Source organism: Merdimonas faecis (assembly GCF_001754075.1).
Lineage (GTDB): Bacteria > Bacillota > Clostridia > Lachnospirales > Lachnospiraceae > Merdimonas > Merdimonas faecis.
Genome location: NZ_MIEH01000017.1, coordinates 74,362 through 89,633, shown reverse-complemented (window position 1 = coordinate 89,633; position 15,272 = coordinate 74,362). Strand labels below are relative to the sequence as shown.

15 protein-coding genes are annotated in these 15,272 nt (G+C 48.4%); 4 read left to right on the top strand and 11 right to left on the bottom strand.

Annotation, left to right across the window (positions count from 1 at the left end):
* Positions 1–4: 4 nt before the first annotated feature.
* Positions 5–526 (bottom strand): cyclic pyranopterin monophosphate synthase MoaC, encoded by a 522-nt coding sequence (gene moaC / locus BKD12_RS08395; RefSeq protein WP_070088875.1) that lies wholly within the window; start codon positions 524–526, stop codon positions 5–7.
* 183 nt (positions 527–709) lie between these two features.
* Here moaC and BKD12_RS08390 point away from each other — a divergent pair, with 183 nt between their 5' ends.
* The 3 genes from BKD12_RS08390 to BKD12_RS08380 all read left to right on the top strand — a co-directional run bounded on the left by BKD12_RS08390 (position 710) and on the right by BKD12_RS08380 (position 3,997).
* Positions 710–1,849 (top strand): glucose-1-phosphate adenylyltransferase, encoded by a 1,140-nt coding sequence (locus BKD12_RS08390; protein WP_070088874.1) that lies wholly within the window; start codon positions 710–712, stop codon positions 1,847–1,849.
* A gap of 1 nt (position 1,850) precedes the next feature.
* Positions 1,851–2,966, top strand: coding sequence for a glucose-1-phosphate adenylyltransferase subunit GlgD (gene glgD, locus BKD12_RS08385; RefSeq protein ID WP_070088873.1), 1,116 nt, complete (start codon positions 1,851–1,853; stop codon positions 2,964–2,966).
* 170 nt (positions 2,967–3,136) lie between these two features.
* Positions 3,137–3,997: a phosphoribosylaminoimidazolesuccinocarboxamide synthase gene (locus tag BKD12_RS08380; RefSeq protein ID WP_070088872.1), complete on the top strand. Its 861-nt coding sequence runs from the start codon at positions 3,137–3,139 to the stop codon at positions 3,995–3,997.
* Positions 3,998–4,089: 92 nt separating this feature from the next.
* Here BKD12_RS08380 and BKD12_RS08375 read toward each other — a convergent pair whose 3' ends face one another.
* The 8 genes from BKD12_RS08375 to cls all read right to left on the bottom strand — a co-directional run bounded on the left by BKD12_RS08375 (position 4,090) and on the right by cls (position 12,150).
* Positions 4,090–4,956, bottom strand: coding sequence for an HAD family hydrolase (locus tag BKD12_RS08375; protein WP_083262912.1), 867 nt, complete (start codon positions 4,954–4,956; stop codon positions 4,090–4,092).
* A 45-nt stretch (positions 4,957–5,001) separates the two neighbouring features.
* Positions 5,002–5,748, bottom strand: a complete 747-nt coding sequence (gene yaaA / locus BKD12_RS08370) for a peroxide stress protein YaaA (protein WP_070088870.1) — start codon at positions 5,746–5,748, stop codon at positions 5,002–5,004.
* Complete coding sequence (locus tag BKD12_RS08365; protein WP_070088869.1) at positions 5,745–6,698, bottom strand: bile acid:sodium symporter family protein; 954 nt, start codon at positions 6,696–6,698, stop codon at positions 5,745–5,747. The genes yaaA and BKD12_RS08365 overlap by 4 nt, the downstream gene beginning before the upstream one ends.
* Before the next feature lie 18 nt (positions 6,699–6,716).
* On the bottom strand, positions 6,717–7,502 hold the full coding sequence (locus BKD12_RS08360) for an ABC transporter permease subunit (RefSeq protein ID WP_070088868.1): 786 nt from the start codon (positions 7,500–7,502) through the stop codon (positions 6,717–6,719).
* Entirely contained in the window at positions 7,499–8,410 is a 912-nt protein-coding gene (locus BKD12_RS08355) for an ABC transporter ATP-binding protein (protein ID WP_070088867.1), read from the bottom strand. Before BKD12_RS08355 ends, BKD12_RS08360 begins: the two co-directional genes overlap by 4 nt.
* A 112-nt stretch (positions 8,411–8,522) precedes the next feature.
* Positions 8,523–9,326: a MerR family transcriptional regulator gene (locus tag BKD12_RS08350; protein ID WP_070088866.1), complete on the bottom strand. Its 804-nt coding sequence runs from the start codon at positions 9,324–9,326 to the stop codon at positions 8,523–8,525.
* A 214-nt stretch (positions 9,327–9,540) separates the two neighbouring features.
* Positions 9,541–10,596: a trigger factor gene (tig, locus tag BKD12_RS08345; RefSeq protein WP_070088865.1), complete on the bottom strand. Its 1,056-nt coding sequence runs from the start codon at positions 10,594–10,596 to the stop codon at positions 9,541–9,543.
* Positions 10,597–10,704: 108 nt separating this feature from the next.
* Complete coding sequence (gene cls, locus BKD12_RS08340; protein ID WP_408606950.1) at positions 10,705–12,150, bottom strand: cardiolipin synthase; 1,446 nt, start codon at positions 12,148–12,150, stop codon at positions 10,705–10,707.
* Between the two features lie 194 nt (positions 12,151–12,344).
* Between cls and BKD12_RS08335 the strand changes: the two genes are divergently transcribed.
* On the top strand, positions 12,345–12,785 hold the full coding sequence (locus BKD12_RS08335; RefSeq protein WP_070088863.1) for a hypothetical protein: 441 nt from the start codon (positions 12,345–12,347) through the stop codon (positions 12,783–12,785).
* A gap of 84 nt (positions 12,786–12,869) precedes the next feature.
* Here BKD12_RS08335 and BKD12_RS08330 read toward each other — a convergent pair whose 3' ends face one another.
* Both BKD12_RS08330 and BKD12_RS08325 read right to left on the bottom strand, forming a co-directional pair.
* Positions 12,870–14,186 carry a sensor histidine kinase gene (locus BKD12_RS08330; RefSeq protein ID WP_070088862.1) on the bottom strand — a complete coding sequence of 439 codons (1,317 nt, stop codon included), beginning with the start codon at positions 14,184–14,186 and terminating at the stop codon, positions 12,870–12,872.
* Positions 14,176–14,904, bottom strand: a complete 729-nt coding sequence (locus tag BKD12_RS08325) for a response regulator transcription factor (RefSeq protein WP_070088861.1) — start codon at positions 14,902–14,904, stop codon at positions 14,176–14,178. The genes BKD12_RS08330 and BKD12_RS08325 overlap by 11 nt, the downstream gene beginning before the upstream one ends.
* Positions 14,905–15,272 lie beyond the last annotated feature (368 nt).

Genomic DNA, 15,272 nt, shown 5'->3' with positions numbered 1-15,272 from the left:
TCCTTTACCAAAGATTCAGATTCTTAAGATCCTTATTATTCCGCAGGGCAGTGCGGTCATTTACGATCTCCCCACTCTTTCCTCCCGTCTTACGGCAAAGATATATTTCCCCGATCTCCATGGTCTTATCCAATGCCTTACACATGTCATAAATCGTAAGCAGAGCCACGCTGACTCCGGTCAGAGCTTCCATTTCCACCCCGGTTTTTCCCGTAATCTTCACTGTGCAATAACAGTGGACCGCACATGCCTCCGGATCCATTTCAAACTGTATCCGGCAGCCGGAAAGAGGCAGGATATGGCACATGGGGATCAGTTCAGAGGTGCGTTTTGCCCCCATCACTCCCGCAGTCGCCGCCACGCTCAGAACATCTCCCTTTCCGATGGTTCCTTCCTCGATCGCCTCATAGACTCTGCGGCTGACAAGAATCCTTCCTGTTGCAACCGCACACCTCTCCGTCTCATTTTTTTCTGTCACATCCACCATCAGTGCCCTTCCCTTTTCGTCAAAATGTGTAAAATCCATAAAAACAGGCCTCCATTTTCCTCGTTTCTTACTGTAATTTATCATAGCAAACATTTCTCTGCGTAACAATCTGCTTTTTTTCATAATTTTTCTGTAAATTTAACTAAAAAAGTGGAAAAAAGAGCCCGAAAATTGTATAATAGAAACATATTGTAATATTAATAAGGAAAGAGAGGACTCATCATGAAACAGAACAATATGTTAGCGATGATATTGGCCGGCGGCCGGGGTTCCCGACTTCACGAACTTACCAATAAAGTTGCAAAGCCAGCTGTCTCATATGGGGGAAGATACAAGATTATCGATTTCCCCTTAAGTAACTGCGCCAACAGCGGTATCGATGTTGTCGGCGTACTCACACAGTATGAATCCATCCTTCTGAACAGCTATGTAGCCATCGGAAGACGTTGGGGACTGGACGCGAAGGACAGCGGTGTTTTTGTTCTGCCGCCCCGTGAAAAAGCAGATTCCAATCTGGATGTTTACCGCGGAACCGCAGATGCTATTTCCCAGAACATTGACTTTATTGACAATTACGGTCCCGATTACCTTCTGGTCCTTTCCGGCGACCATATCTACAAGATGAATTATGCCAAGATGCTGGCCGAGCATAAGGCTCAGAATGCCGAAGCAACCATCGCCGTCATCGAGGTACCCATCCGGGAGGCAAGCCGGTTCGGTATCATGAACACCAATGAGACCGGCCAGATCGTAGAGTTTGAGGAGAAACCCGAACACCCTAAGAGCAATCTTGCTTCTATGGGTATCTACATATTTAATTGGAAGACTCTTCGGAAACTTCTGGTTGCAGATATGAAGGATCCGGATTCCAACCATGATTTCGGCAAGGATATCATTCCTCAGATGCTGAATAACGGCAACAAGCTGTATGCCTACAAATTCAAAGGCTACTGGAAAGATGTGGGAACTATCGATTCTCTCTGGGAAGCAAATATGGACCTTCTGGATAAGAATAACGAGCTGGATCTGCACGACCCGACCTGGAAAATCTATACAGAAGACGTCACCTCCCTTCCGCAGTACATAGGTCCGGACGCCCAGATCAATCAGGCTTTTATCACCCAGGGCTGTATCATTGAGGGCGAGGTTCGCAACTCCGTCTTATTTACAGGCGCTAAAGTCGGCGCCGGCGCAAAGATCATTGACAGCGTCCTCATGCCCGGTGTCGTAGTTGAAGAAGGCGCCGTGGTAACCAGAGCTCTGGTAGCTGACAACGTAAAGATCGGCAAAAAGGCCGTGGTCGGCAGTGCGGACAGCGAGCATATCGAACTGGTATCCAAACGTGTAAAGGGGGTAGAATAATATGGCAAGAGCATTTGGGATCATTAATTTTGCCGGAAACCATATCCAGGTGGAGGGTATGCAGGCATACCGTCCGGTTGGTGCTTTTTCCTTCCTGGGACGTTACCGTGTCATCGACTTTCAGATTTCAAATATGAGCAACAGCGGCATCGACCACATGCAGGTCTACATCCGCAGAAAACCACAGTCTCTGACCGCTCATCTGGGAACCGGACGTCATTACAACATCAACTCCAAAAGAGGACGTCTCCAGATCCTTTACGCAGAACTGGGAACCGGCTTTACCATTTATAATAATGATATCGCCGCTTACATGGAAAACATGGAATATATCGAAAAGGAGCATTATCCCTATGTGATCATCGCCCCCAGCTATATGATCTATACGGCAAATTACAGCGAACTTTTGCAGAATCACATTGACTCCGGAGCAGATATTACACTTTTATATCATTCCGTGGATACTGCCAAGGAATATTTCCTGAACTGCTTTACCTTGAATCTGAACCGGCAGAAGGGACTTCTCTCTATCGACCAGAACCATGGAAATGCTAAGAACCGCAACATTTTTATGGATACCTATATCATGAAAAAAGAGCTGTTCATCGAGCTGGTTCATAAAGCAAAGAAGACCTCTTCCATGTACACACTGGCGGATATCGTCAATGCCTCCTGCGATGAGCTGGATATCCGCGGAGTTTCACACAGAGGATATTTTGCTTCCATTACTGATTTCAAGAGTTACTATGACGCAAATATCTCTCTGATCGACTTTAAGACCGCTCAGAATCTTTTTGATGATGAATGGCCCATTTATACCCGGACCAACGATTCCTGTCCGACACAGTATTTTGATACTGCAGATGTGAAAAATTCTGTTGTGTCTAACGGCTGTCTTATCGAGGGAACCATTGAGAATTCCATTATCGGACGTGGCTGTGTGATCAAAAAGGGTGCCGTGATCAAAAACAGTGTCATCCTTCCGGCTGCCATCATCAGTGAAGATGTACATATCGAAAACCATGTGGTGGACAAACACGCCAAAGTGATCCATGCCAAAGATCTGACCGCAGATCCTGAAAAACCGGGCTATATCCGCCGCGGTGACACATTATAAGCAAAAATACTCCCGCAGGATATGAACGAAAAAGATTTCGTTCATATCCTGCGTATTTTTTGCAGATGATTCCGTTTAAAATTCAAAAAAACTATTGCTTTTTTTTACAAAATTTGTTTTCCTATTATATAGAGCTTTTTAATCCATGAAAATGAAGAGAGGTATACGCAATGAAACCAATCAAAGAAGGAAAAGTACGCGAAATCTATGACAATGGCGACAGTCTGATCATGGTTGCAACCGACCGTATCAGCTGCTTTGACGTAATCTTAAAAAATGACGTTACCAAAAAGGGCACCGTTCTGACCCAGATGTCAAAATTCTGGTTCAACATGACCGAAGACATTCTTCCGAATCACATGATCTCCACCGACGTGAAGGATATGCCGGAGTTCTTCCAGCAGCCAAAATTTGACGGCAACAGCATGATGTGCCAGAAGCTCGAGATGCTGCCCATCGAATGTATCGTCCGGGGCTACATTACCGGAAGCGGCTGGGCCAGCTACCAGAAAGACGGCACTGTCTGCGGCATCAAGCTGCCGGAGGGCTTAAAAGAATCCGACAAGCTGCCGGAGCCGATCTACACTCCTTCTACCAAAGCCGAGATCGGAGACCATGACGAAAATATTTCCTACGAGCAGAGTATCGCTCACCTGGAAAAATATTTCCCGGGAAAAGGAGAAGAATACGCTGCAAAGCTTAGAGACTACACACTGGCTCTCTACAAAAAATGCGCAGACTACGCACTTAGCCGCGGTATTATCATTGCAGACACCAAGTTCGAGTTCGGTCTGGACAAAGACGGAAACATCGTGCTGGGCGACGAGATGCTGACACCGGACAGCTCACGCTTCTGGCCGGCAGACGGATATGAGCCAGGACACTCTCAGCCGTCCTTTGACAAGCAGTTCGCCCGCGACTGGCTGAAAGCCAACCCGGACAACGACTGGACACTGCCGGAGGACATTGTGCAGAAAACAATTGACAAATACCTGCAGGGATACGAAATGCTGACAGGCGAAAAACTGTAAGCGGTAACGAAAGGGGACGTACACTTTTTGCAAAAGTGTACGTCCCCTTTCGTCGTTCTCCGTGTCCCTTTTCGTCAAAGCCCCTGTCCCCTTTAGCCCTCAAGAAACTTCTCTATTTCTATCGCAACTCCATCCTTGTCATTGGATGCCGTCACCCTGTCTGCTGCCACAAGGCAGCTTTTGCAGGCATTTTCTACTGCAATCCCAAGTCCGGCATATTCCAGAAGTGCGCGGTCATTGTCTCCATCCCCAAAGGCTGCCAGCTCGCAGCGGCTGATCCCCAGCCGCTCCAGCAGAAACTGCACTGCCGGTGCTTTTCCGGCTTCCTTATATGCTATTTCCAGCAGCTGCGGCACCGACGAAGTGATATAGATATCCTCCACCTCTTTTTTCAGCAGTTTCCACAGCCGCTGCTTTTCTTCTCCTTCTGGGATTACCACGTCGATGCAGTCCAGCCTCTCCTTATGCTTTCGGATAAACGCCCGTATGTCCTCCACCGGCCGTCTGGTCCGCTGAATATAGGAAATGGCCCTCTCCGCCGCGCCGTACCTTACCGGATCCGCCACATAGGAGGCCTGAGCATAGGGCACTCCTTCGATAAAAGTCTCATACGCCAGCGGCGTGCTCTCCCCGGGTGTCCGCTTCCCATTCACCAACGCTCTCTCCATCACCGCCAGGACCGCCTCTACAGATTCCGCAGTCATCCGATACGCCCTTAAGAGTTCCCCGGACAACAAATCGTAAACCGCCGCCCCGTTAGATGTCACGGCATACCGGATTCCAGGAATCCTTCGGATACATACCGGAAGGGAAGCAAGAGACCTTCCGCTTGCCACGATGATCTCTATCCCCTGGGAGGCCGCCTTCAAAAGAGCCGCTTCCATTCTTATGCTCAGCTCCCCGCTGCTGTTTAGCGTTGTCCCGTCCAGATCCAGTGCGATACATTTTACCCGGCTCATTCCTTCCACCTTCCCTCTCTCATATATTCTGTCTCTTGCGTCCTGTTAAAAAGTCTTGAGAAATACATACTCATCCTCCCGGGAGCAGGCTTCACTGAAACGGTATCCCAGCCGGTCAAACTCCCTCATACCTTCCGGATCCTGTATATTCTTCTCTGCCATAAACCGTACCATCTCTCCTCTGGCCATCTTCGCCAGTGTCCCCTTCTGTTTGACCCTGCCTCCGGCAAGCTCGCCAAATACGCAGGTAACGTACCGGTCCTCCGGCTGAAGATACGCCTCCACGCACCGGGAATACTCTTTGGACGCCAGATTCACGATCACATGATCGTCTCCCCGCACTTCCCGGTATAACTTGTCGCCCCAGAACGCATAGAGATCTCTTTTATCCTCTGCTTTTACCTTTGCCTGCATCTCCAGACGGTACGGTGTCACACCATCCAGCGGCTTCAGCACCCCGTAGAACCCTGACAGGATCCGCAGATGCTCCTGGATATACACCATGGCCTTTTCCTCAAATACCGCCGGAGCCATATACTGATACTGGATTCCTTCATATGAAAGGATTGCCGGCGTAAGCCCCTTTTCCAGATCCATATGCCGCACCCTTTTATCATTCTGTGAGGCAATACGGTCATTACAATTCCAGAGCTTTTTCAATTCCTCATAGGATAATGTCCTCAACCACTCAAGCAGAATTTTTGTCTCGTCCAAAAACACCGGGCTCGTCTCCGGTGCCAGGGAATCTGTATCTATATTCATCTTTTTAGCCGGTGAGATAATGATCTTCATACCTTCTTTTCCCCTTCCTCTTTTTTCCGTGAAATCCAGGTGCCAAAGGATGCCGCCAGCACCTGCTGAAACAGTGTTCCGATCATCACCGGGAACAACACCTCGCCCGGAAAATATGCGGATGCGATCACCGCGCCGGCGCTGATATTTCTCATGCCCGCACCATACATCACCGCCACCGCATTTCCGCGTCCCATGCGCAGTATATGAGCCACAGTCCATCCAAGCAGGTATCCTGTTCCTGCAAGCAAAAGGATACAAAAAGCCACCGCAACACGCCTTGACGTCAGATGGCGTATGTAGGGCGCCACCTTTGACGAGTTTGATACTACTACAAACACCAGACAGATTTTAGAAAAAAACGCCAGCTTCGGAGGCCAGGTTTCCTTTACCCTTCCACGGCTGATCTGATTAAGACACATCGCCAGCACCGCAGGAAGCGCAATCATAAAGACAAGCTCCTGCATCATTTCCATTGTATTCATTTTCACTCTGGCCCCGATCAGAACATGGAGCGTAACCGGGATCACAAAGGGCGCCAGCACCGTATCAATGACCACCAGTGAGAGAATCATCGGCTGATTTCCTTTGTATATTGAAACCCACATCACCCCCACCACAGCCGTTGGCACGGCAAACTCCAGCACCATTCCTGTGATCAGATCCACCTGGTCCGCAAACAGCAGATGCCCCAGGCCGCAGGCCAGCGCCGGCATAACCACATGAAGGATCAGCATGGACAGAAGCAGTGGGAAGGGCCTTCGAAACACTTCTGCAATATCCCGAAAACTGGATTTCAGTGCTCCGATAAATGTCATAACCGCAAACATTACCGGCACCAGCGGCACTCCTTTCCCCGCAATCTCAGGAAAAGCCACGCCCAGGACGAGGCAGGCCGGCGTCACAAACGCCATATGCTTTTCAATCACAGTATTTAAACGTTCTAACATTCCCTTGTACAACCTTCCCTAATACATATCCTTCCTCTGGTACTTCACATATCCGATCGTCAGCCCCAGAAACGCATACCCCATCCCAATCAGGATCAACGTCCCGTCTAAAGCCGCGTCCGGCAGGATATCCGCCGCATCTGCATAAGCATAGGGTGTAATATATTTCACCTTTTCCGCCTCTTCCGTAATATTTCCAAACAGCCCCAGAAAATATAAAAGCGCCGCCACACCGATCCCGATACTCACACTACCCTTTCTCAGAAACGCCGAAATACCCATACAGATACAGGCAATCTCTGTCTGCATCAGCAGCTGTGCAAGGTGAAAAAGCCACACACCTTTCCACTCCGGAGTTTCCCCAATAATCCGAAAGGAAAGCAGGGACAACAAAATTACGATCCCGTTCATCAGCAGAATCTGTACCAGCATAGCAGTTAGCTTTTGAAAAAACGCCGACGTCCGGGTAACCGGATGCGTCAGCAGGAACTCTGCCGTATGTTCTTTTTCTTCCTTTGCCAGGATTCCCGTGCCAAGGACAGCCGCAAAGAAAATGCCGCCGATCCCCAGCATACTTCCCGCATATATCCCGTAAAATCCGGTTATCTCCCCGTAATTCAGCTGATTCATGCCAAACGCCGCTCCGAATCCGCCCATGTCCGCCATCGCATCCACCATATCTCCAAACTCTTTTTTCAGATCCGGAAACAGCGCCACGCAAAGCACAATGGTCCCGCCGATAATCAGTCCCCACAGCAGCAGTCCTTTCAGTCCCTGACGCATTTCATTTTTTAAAATATTCATCTTGATTCCCCCTCATAAAAATGAAGAAATACTTCCTCCAGATCCGGCTCTGTAATAGTCAGATCCCGGATCGGAAGCCCCTGCAAAGCCCCGATCAGCTTTTCCATTTCGCCCCGGTAAAAGAAGCGCACGCCGTCATCCAAAATCTCTGCCTTCTCCATGAAAATCCCTGGAAGTTCACTGACGCCTCTGACAGTCACCTTTCTTGCCGAGGAACGGCGGATCTTGTCCACACTATCCACTGCAATAATAGAGCCCTCCCGAATGATCGCCGCCCGGTGGCAGTACCGTTCCACCTCGCCGAGCACATGAGAGGAAAGGAATACCGATGCTCCTGACTCGTTTCTCTCCTTCAGGATCTCAAAAAATTCCCGCTGCATCAAAGGATCCAGACCGCTGGTCGGCTCATCCAGCACATAAAGCTTCGCCCCGTGCTGCAGCGCGCACACGATACTGACCTTTTTCCGGTTGCCCAGCGACAGCTCATCCACCTTCTTCCGGGTATCCAGCTTCAGGCGTTCGCAAAGCCGTCCACATTCTTCACTACAGTCTCTATCATAAAAGGATGCTGAAAACTTCAGCACATCCTCCACCTTCATCCAGCTGTAGAAAAAAGCTTCCGAGGGCATGTATCCGATCTCTCTTAACAGTCCTTTCCGGATCTTTTCGCGTCCCGCTCCGCTTTTGCAGCCGCCTCCGGCTCCCAGCTCCCTGCCAAGGATCCTCACACTACCTTCCCGCGGTCTCAAAAGCCCCAGTATCGTGCGGATCGTCGTACTCTTTCCCGCTCCGTTCGGCCCGATAAATCCAAAGAACTCGCCCTCATCCACAACCAGATTCAGGTGTTCGATCCCTCTGTGCTTTCCATAATATTTTGTTAGATTTTCAATCTCAATCACGGGTCTCATGACATTTTCCTCCTCTAAATCCCTTTTCATTCTACTTCCATTGACCGGATTTGAGAAGACCCAAACGTCATTGGGGACGGGGGATTTTTCAAAATCCCCCGTCCCCAATGAACTATTTTTTCTCAATTGGGAAAAATATTTCTGTTTCCCAGTCTTCCGGCGAGAGCCCGTCAAACTGTGTCCGCAGATAAAATTCATACGGTGCCCCGCTGCACCGGTATCCGTTTTCCCCGATCCAGGTCACCAGCGCCGCATAGGCCTCTGAAAGCGTGGAATAAGCGCCGCGGTGCAGAGTTCTGGCACACAGCCCCTTCTCGATGGTCCTGTCTGCCTTTTCCCTCTCACGGATCCCTACCACCAGCTCGATATCACTGCACTCGCGGTTGAACTCTTTGTCATAATAGACTGCCCCTACCATACCATTTGGCGTCACCTTTTCTTCCGGTACCCTCTGATAAAGTTTCTCATAATATTTTCCGAATTCATCTACGCTCATATTCTGGCGCGACGCGATCACATTGCGCTCAGGCGCCTCGACCACCTGGATTTCATAGCCCTTCTGATATCCCATAATATCACCTGTCCTTTCAAAGTCCAGCAGATGAGCGGACAGCTCTCTTAAAACCTGTTCCGTCTCCTGCTTCTGTTGCAATAATTTTTCTTTCTGCTGCAGCAGTTTTGAAAAGAGCTCCCTCTTTTCCCCGCAGGCCAGCATCCCCCGGATCTCCTCCAGGGAAAATCCATACCGCTTCAGCCGCTGGATCAGAAGCATTTCTTCCATCTGCGGCTGACTGTAATAACGGTATCCTGTAAGCGCATCTACCTTTACCGGCTTTAAAAGCCCGATCTTATCATAGTAATGCAGGGTCTTGACGCTGACCTGGCAGGTCTTGGAAAATTCTCCGATTGAAAACATATGCTATCCCTTTCCTGATCCGAATCTGTGTTCAGTATAGTGCCTCCCCTAAGAGGAGAGTCAAGTACTATTTTCCATTTCATTCTTTCTATTTTAATATACAGTCACGCCGCCGGGGCACAAGTATGCGCACCGCAAACACAGCGGCCACCCGCCGGGTATACCCAAAAAACGGCACAGCTCTTTACAGCCATGCCGTCTTGTTTTTATTTTTTTATTCTCCGGCTACCTGGATACAGTTTTCCACCAGCCAGTCTTTTACCAGATTGTTCAGCGCGATTTCTTTCAGATCATCTTCCTCTGCCGCTTCTTTCAGCGCATCCACATCCTCGTATCCGTAGGATTCAGCCATTTCTTCGAACTGCTTGTTATACTCGTCATCACTTGGGCTGATCTTCTCTTCCTTTGCAATCGCATCCGTTATCATAGTCTCTTTGATACTGCTGCGGACAGCCGTGTCTACCTGCTCCTCAAACTCATCCATGGTCATACCCATCTGTGTCTCGATGAAATCCTCCACCGGCGTTCCGTAATACTCTGCCGCACTCTCATACTGAGACTTCAGAGAATCCGACATCTCTGTCACTTCATCCTCCGGATAGTTTTTCACCTCTGTATTGTCCAGCACTGTCTGCCATACTTCCTGGCGAAGTGTATCGTTATAAGTAGTCTCAGCTTCATCTTCCAGCTGCTTCTTTACTTCTTCCTTATACTCATCCACAGTCTTTGATTCTTCAGAAACGGTCTGCACAAAATCATCTGTCAGCTCCGGCACTTCCTCTACTCCGATTCCCTTCACGGTAATCGTAAAGGTCACATCTTTTCCTGCATAGTCCGCATTACTGTAGTCATCCGGAAATTTTCCATTCCAGTCAAAGGTATCCCCGATATTGTGACCGACAATGCTGTCTTCAAACCCTTCAATAAAAGATCCTGAACCGATCACCAACGGATAATCCGTGCTGGAACCGCCTTCAAATTCTGCACCGTCAATCTTTCCGGTAAAATCAATTGTCGCCGTATCGCCCTCCTGAACCGGACGGTCGGTCACCTCAGTAGTCGTCGCATTTGTCTGCAGGGTAGCCTGGATCGATGCATCCACGTCTTCATCCGTAACTTCATCCGGCTTCTCCACTTCATCCACTTCCACGCCTTTATACTGGGTGATCTTCAGGTCATCCGTCTCCAGCCCCTTGCTTGCCTCGCATCCCGCCAGCAGCATAGACGCCGCAAAAACTCCTGTCAACATGATTACTAATTTCTTTTTCATCTTACACCTCGTAAATCATCAAAAATACACTCTTATGTTATAGCACATCTTGTCCCGGTTTCCTAGTATTTTTAGAGATATTTCATAAAAGAATCCCGCCAGCAGCCGTTAAAGCACCGGCGAAAGCAGTCGGCAGAACTGCTCCTTGGTCCGGATCATAAGGCTTCTCTGCTTATACTTTTTGCGTGTTACCAATGTGCTCTTGGGAATATCGTTTTCAAAGGCCTCCATCAGCCGCTCCGTTGTCCTGGCACTGTAAATTACCGCATTAACCTCAAAGTTCAGCGCAAAACTCCGGATATCCATATTGGCCGTGCCGATACAGCTGACCAGCCCGTCTACACACAGGCATTTTGTATGGAGAAATCCATTGTCGTAGGTATAGCATCTGGCTCCCGCCTCGATCATCTCTCCCAGATATGAATAGGTCGCCCAGTACACAAATGGGTGATCCGGCTTACAGGGCACCATGATCCGCACGTCGATCCCGGATTTTACCGCTATGATCAATGCATTTTTTATATCATCGTCCGGGATGAAATAAGGCGTCTGAATATAAATACTCTTTCTTGCCATGTGGATCAGCCGCAGATAGTTATTACGGATGGTCTGGCTTTTTGAGTCCGGGCCGCTGGAGATGATCTGCACCGGGTCTCTCCCGTTCCTTACGTAGGTTGGTATCTCAAACAGCCGGTCCTCCAGAAAAATATTTTCTCTGGCCGCATAGTTCCAGTCCAGCACAAAACGCACTGCCAGGGACGTGACCGCCGAACCTTCGATGCAGATATGCGTGTCTCTCCAGTAGCCAAACTTCCGGTCCTTTCCCAGATATTCCCTTCCCACATTAAAACCTCCTACAAATCCGATCCGTCCGTCGATCACCGCAATCTTCCGGTGATTCCGGTAGTTCACTCTAAGCTGCAGCTTGCCAAGCACCGCCGGGAAAAATTCCGCCACCTGGATTCCTGCTTTCCGGAGTCTGTCCCAGTCTGCCTTGTGCATTCCTTTGCGTCCGCGGCAGCCCATGCTGTCAAACAGGATCCTGATCTCCACGCCCTGTCTTGCTTTTCTAAGGAGAACCTCTTCAATCTCCTTCCAGAGTTCATCACTCCGGATAATATAATACTGGATATGGATATAATTTCTTGCATGATCCATTTCATTTAGAAGCGCATTAAATTTTTCCCTTCCGTCCGTGTAGATACGGATATCGTTATTATCCGTCAGCACGGCCTCTCCCTCATTCAGGTTATAAAGGATCAGGCTCTTAAACCGTTCCAGTTCCGGATCCCTAAGCCTTAGTTTTTTTCGGTAGATCGATTCCTCCTGCCGCCGGACCGCATATTTGATCTCTCCTTCAATCTCTTTCATTTTGAACATGCGTTCCTTCCTGAAATTCTGTCCCAGGATCATGTACAGGAGAAACCCCAGAATCGGAATGAAATACAAAAGCAGCAGCCACGCCCAGACTGTGGTTGGATTTTTCCTCTGAAAAAATATAATCAGGAAAGAGAACACAACATTGATCAGAAACATGTGCTCCAGCAGCCACATATATGAAGTTGCGAAAATTTCTAAAATATTATCTGACATTCTGCTCTCCCAGCTAAATTTTATTTAATGATTACCTTATATATTATAGCTGTACTTTTAAGAAAAGTAACCCTATAATCGCAAATCTCTTGCACTTGTCCGGAAACAATGATACAATAAATGGCGTGAAATTTTGAATGAACAGGAGGTCTGTCGTGAGTACGTTAACCATCGTATTACTTGTGATATTGGTAATATTAATCGTTGCATGTATCGTTTTATATTTCTTGGGTAAAAGAGCTGAAAAGAAGCAGGCAGAACAGCAGGAGCAGATCGATGCCATGGCCCAGACCATGTCCATGCTGATCATCGACAAGGGCAAGATGCGTCTGAAAGACGCCGATTTCCCTCCCATTGTACTGGAAAGCACTCCAAAATACCTGCGCCGCTCCAAGGTGCCGGTAGTGAAGGCTAAGGTAGGCCCGAAGATCATGACTCTGATGTGTGATGCAGAGGTTTTCCCACTGATTCCAGTGAAAAAGGAAGTCAAGGCAACCGTCAGCGGCATCTATATCACCGCAGTCAAAGGTATCCGCGGTCCATTGGATACCCCTCAGAAGAAGAAGGGCTTTTTCGCCAGACTGCGCGGAAGATAATACATATAAAACACAGACATTCAGGGAAAGGACGCTTTTGTTCCTTTCCCTTTTTATTTTCAGACAGGAAGATTCCAAGCCGCCCTACTCTTCCCTGACCGCCGGAAACCACAGCGTGATCTTAAACAGCTCCTCCTCTTTTTCCACCTGGCAGTAGCCGCCCATCTTCTGCATCATCTTCTCCACGCTCTGGATCCCGATCTTTGTGCTTTCTCTGTCATCCACATCCTTTTCAATCCGGTTCTCAAAATAGATTCCGGCAGCTTCTTCCTCCTCGGCCTTTACTGTTCCAATCTGGACCGGGGCGTCCTGTCTTGCATATTTAAGAATGTTTGATGTAATATTGTCCAGAATCCTGCTGATATATTCCTGGTTGATCCGTATCCTGCAGCCATTCCATTGAAGCCTGCGGGTCACACCATATCCCTGTTGCTCTAAGTAGGCCGCCATCTCAGACAGGCTGTCGTAAAAGATCAGCCCCATATCCTCCGCCTCCTCCAGCTCAATCTCTTCCCGACCGCTGACCAGAGAATATTCAAAAATATGATCCGAAAGTATTTTGATCTGATGCGCTTTTCTGTGGATCTTGTCAATATAATTTTCCAGCTGCTCTTTGTCTTCCATATCTCCCTGCCGCAGGATTTCGGTATAGATCATCAGCGAGGTCAACGGTGTCCTCAGATCATGAGAAACTTCTGTTACCAGTTTTCGGTATGCCGCCGTCAGCTTTGCATCTTCCTCCATCTGTTCTTTCAGGGAAACTCTCATGGCATCCAGTCCTGCCGCCAGCGAGGCCAGCTCGTCTCTTCCGCTGACGGTAATAGAATAGTCCAGGTCTCCGCCTTCCAGGATCTCAATCTCTGACTGCAGCCTGCGGATATAGCGGATCGTCTTCTGGATCCCCGCAAGCACGATCAGCACGAACACGCCAGATGACAGGATGATTTCCACGATAAAGGCATAGGTATAAAAATGATAGACATAAAAGCCCCTTAAAAATACTGCCGCTTCACCATCTCCCAGCTCCACCGTGCTAAGATGCTCCGACCGGAAATTCTCATCACTGCCCACTTCCCAGCTGCCGTCCGCCTCCTGGAAATAGGAATCATAGATCAGCTCTCCATCCATAAAAATCTGCAGCGCTACCGCCGGCTGGGTTTTCAGCCAGCCCCGGAGTTCATATATGTTTTCACTGTAAAGCTTATGGTCTGTGATATAATCCTGAAGGCTTTCCAGCTGCTCCTGTCTCTTTTGTCCGATATAGTCCGAATTCCTGAGATAAAGGCTGATCACATGTCCTTCCACCAGATCCAGCAGGGCAAAAAAGACAGCGGAAATGCATGCCGCCATCAAGAGCAGCCTGGTCAGCCTCATATAGATCGATGTCTGTTTATTCCTCATATGTTCCAAACCGATATCCTTTCCCCCATACTGTCACAATATGTCTGGGATTCTGCGCATCCTCCTCAATCTTTACCCGCAGTCTCCGGATATGTACCATGACCGTACTGCTGCAGTTATAAAAATAGGGCTCATTCCACACGCTTTCATAAAGATTCTGCGCTGAAAATATTTTCCGCGGATGGCGCATCAAGAGCAGCAGGATCTGATACTCCAGCTCTGACAGTTCAACCGCCTCGCCTCTTACATACACCTCATTAAAAGATTCGTTGATCCGGATGCCCGCCAGGTCTATAAAGGAATCCTGCTCCATCTTTTTAGGCTCTTCCTTGCCTTTATAAAACTGGTAACGCCTGAGAAGAGCTTTGACTCTCCCCAGCAGTTCTGCATAAGAAAAGGGTTTTGCCAGATAATCGTCTCCCCCGGCCATCAGCCCCAGAAGCTTGTCGGACTCCTGAGATTTGGCTGTCAGGAACAGGACCGGTACATAGGATATCTTCCGGATTTCCTCGCAGGTTTTAAATCCTGACATGCCCGGCATCATAATGTCGAGAATTACAAGATCTGTATCTTTTGTAAGCAGCTGCAGACCCTTTCTCCCGTTTTCCGCCTCCTGTACCTGGTATTGTTCTCCCTCCAGCAGGATCCTCACTCCCTCGCGGATATCCTCGTCATCTTCAATAATCAAAATATTTGTCAGCCTTTGTCTCTCTTTCATAGTTTTCCCCAATCTTTCTGCCGGTGCATCCGCCCGGCGTTTTTGCTTTCTCCTAAATTTTCTCAGTTTCCGCTTAATGATTCCTAAACAAGTTCTAAAAAAAGCTGAAGGGAATATTTCCTTCAGCTTCTATAAAATGTACTTATTTAAAAGGCGCAGACCGGATTTGAACCGGTGAATCAGGGTGTTGCAGACCCACAAAAAAGTCCTCGGAACCCGCTAAAACTCTGGGGAATTTAAAATGTGTCCACCTTAAGTTCACCCTATTTTCACCAATTCAAACCGAGCAGTCATGCCAACTAAGGTAATTTCCCAAACTTACCTGTGCCATTTATCTGCAATAGCTGTGCCTTAGAAATTTAATTCAT

Coding starts and splice junctions, on each gene's coding strand:
- BKD12_RS08350 (WP_070088866.1), bottom strand. CDS start 9,326: ATGTTTTCAATCGGAGAATTTTCCAAGACCTGCCAGGTCAGCGTCAAG.
- yaaA (WP_070088870.1), bottom strand. CDS start 5,748: ATGAAGATCATTATCTCACCGGCTAAAAAGATGAATATAGATACAGAT.
- BKD12_RS08390 (WP_070088874.1), top strand. CDS start 710: ATGAAACAGAACAATATGTTAGCGATGATATTGGCCGGCGGCCGGGGT.
- BKD12_RS08360 (WP_070088868.1), bottom strand. CDS start 7,502: ATGAATATTTTAAAAAATGAAATGCGTCAGGGACTGAAAGGACTGCTG.
- BKD12_RS08375 (WP_083262912.1), bottom strand. CDS start 4,956: ATGAGCCGGGTAAAATGTATCGCACTGGATCTGGACGGGACAACGCTA.
- BKD12_RS08365 (WP_070088869.1), bottom strand. CDS start 6,698: ATGTTAGAACGTTTAAATACTGTGATTGAAAAGCATATGGCGTTTGTG.
- moaC (WP_070088875.1), bottom strand. CDS start 526: ATGGATTTTACACATTTTGACGAAAAGGGAAGGGCACTGATGGTGGAT.
- BKD12_RS08380 (WP_070088872.1), top strand. CDS start 3,137: ATGAAACCAATCAAAGAAGGAAAAGTACGCGAAATCTATGACAATGGC.
- cls (WP_408606950.1), bottom strand. CDS start 12,150: ATGTGGCTGCTGGAGCACATGTTTCTGATCAATGTTGTGTTCTCTTTC.
- BKD12_RS08355 (WP_070088867.1), bottom strand. CDS start 8,410: ATGAGACCCGTGATTGAGATTGAAAATCTAACAAAATATTATGGAAAG.
- glgD (WP_070088873.1), top strand. CDS start 1,851: ATGGCAAGAGCATTTGGGATCATTAATTTTGCCGGAAACCATATCCAG.
- BKD12_RS08325 (WP_070088861.1), bottom strand. CDS start 14,904: ATGAAAGAGAGACAAAGGCTGACAAATATTTTGATTATTGAAGATGAC.
- BKD12_RS08330 (WP_070088862.1), bottom strand. CDS start 14,186: ATGAGGAATAAACAGACATCGATCTATATGAGGCTGACCAGGCTGCTC.
- tig (WP_070088865.1), bottom strand. CDS start 10,596: ATGAAAAAGAAATTAGTAATCATGTTGACAGGAGTTTTTGCGGCGTCT.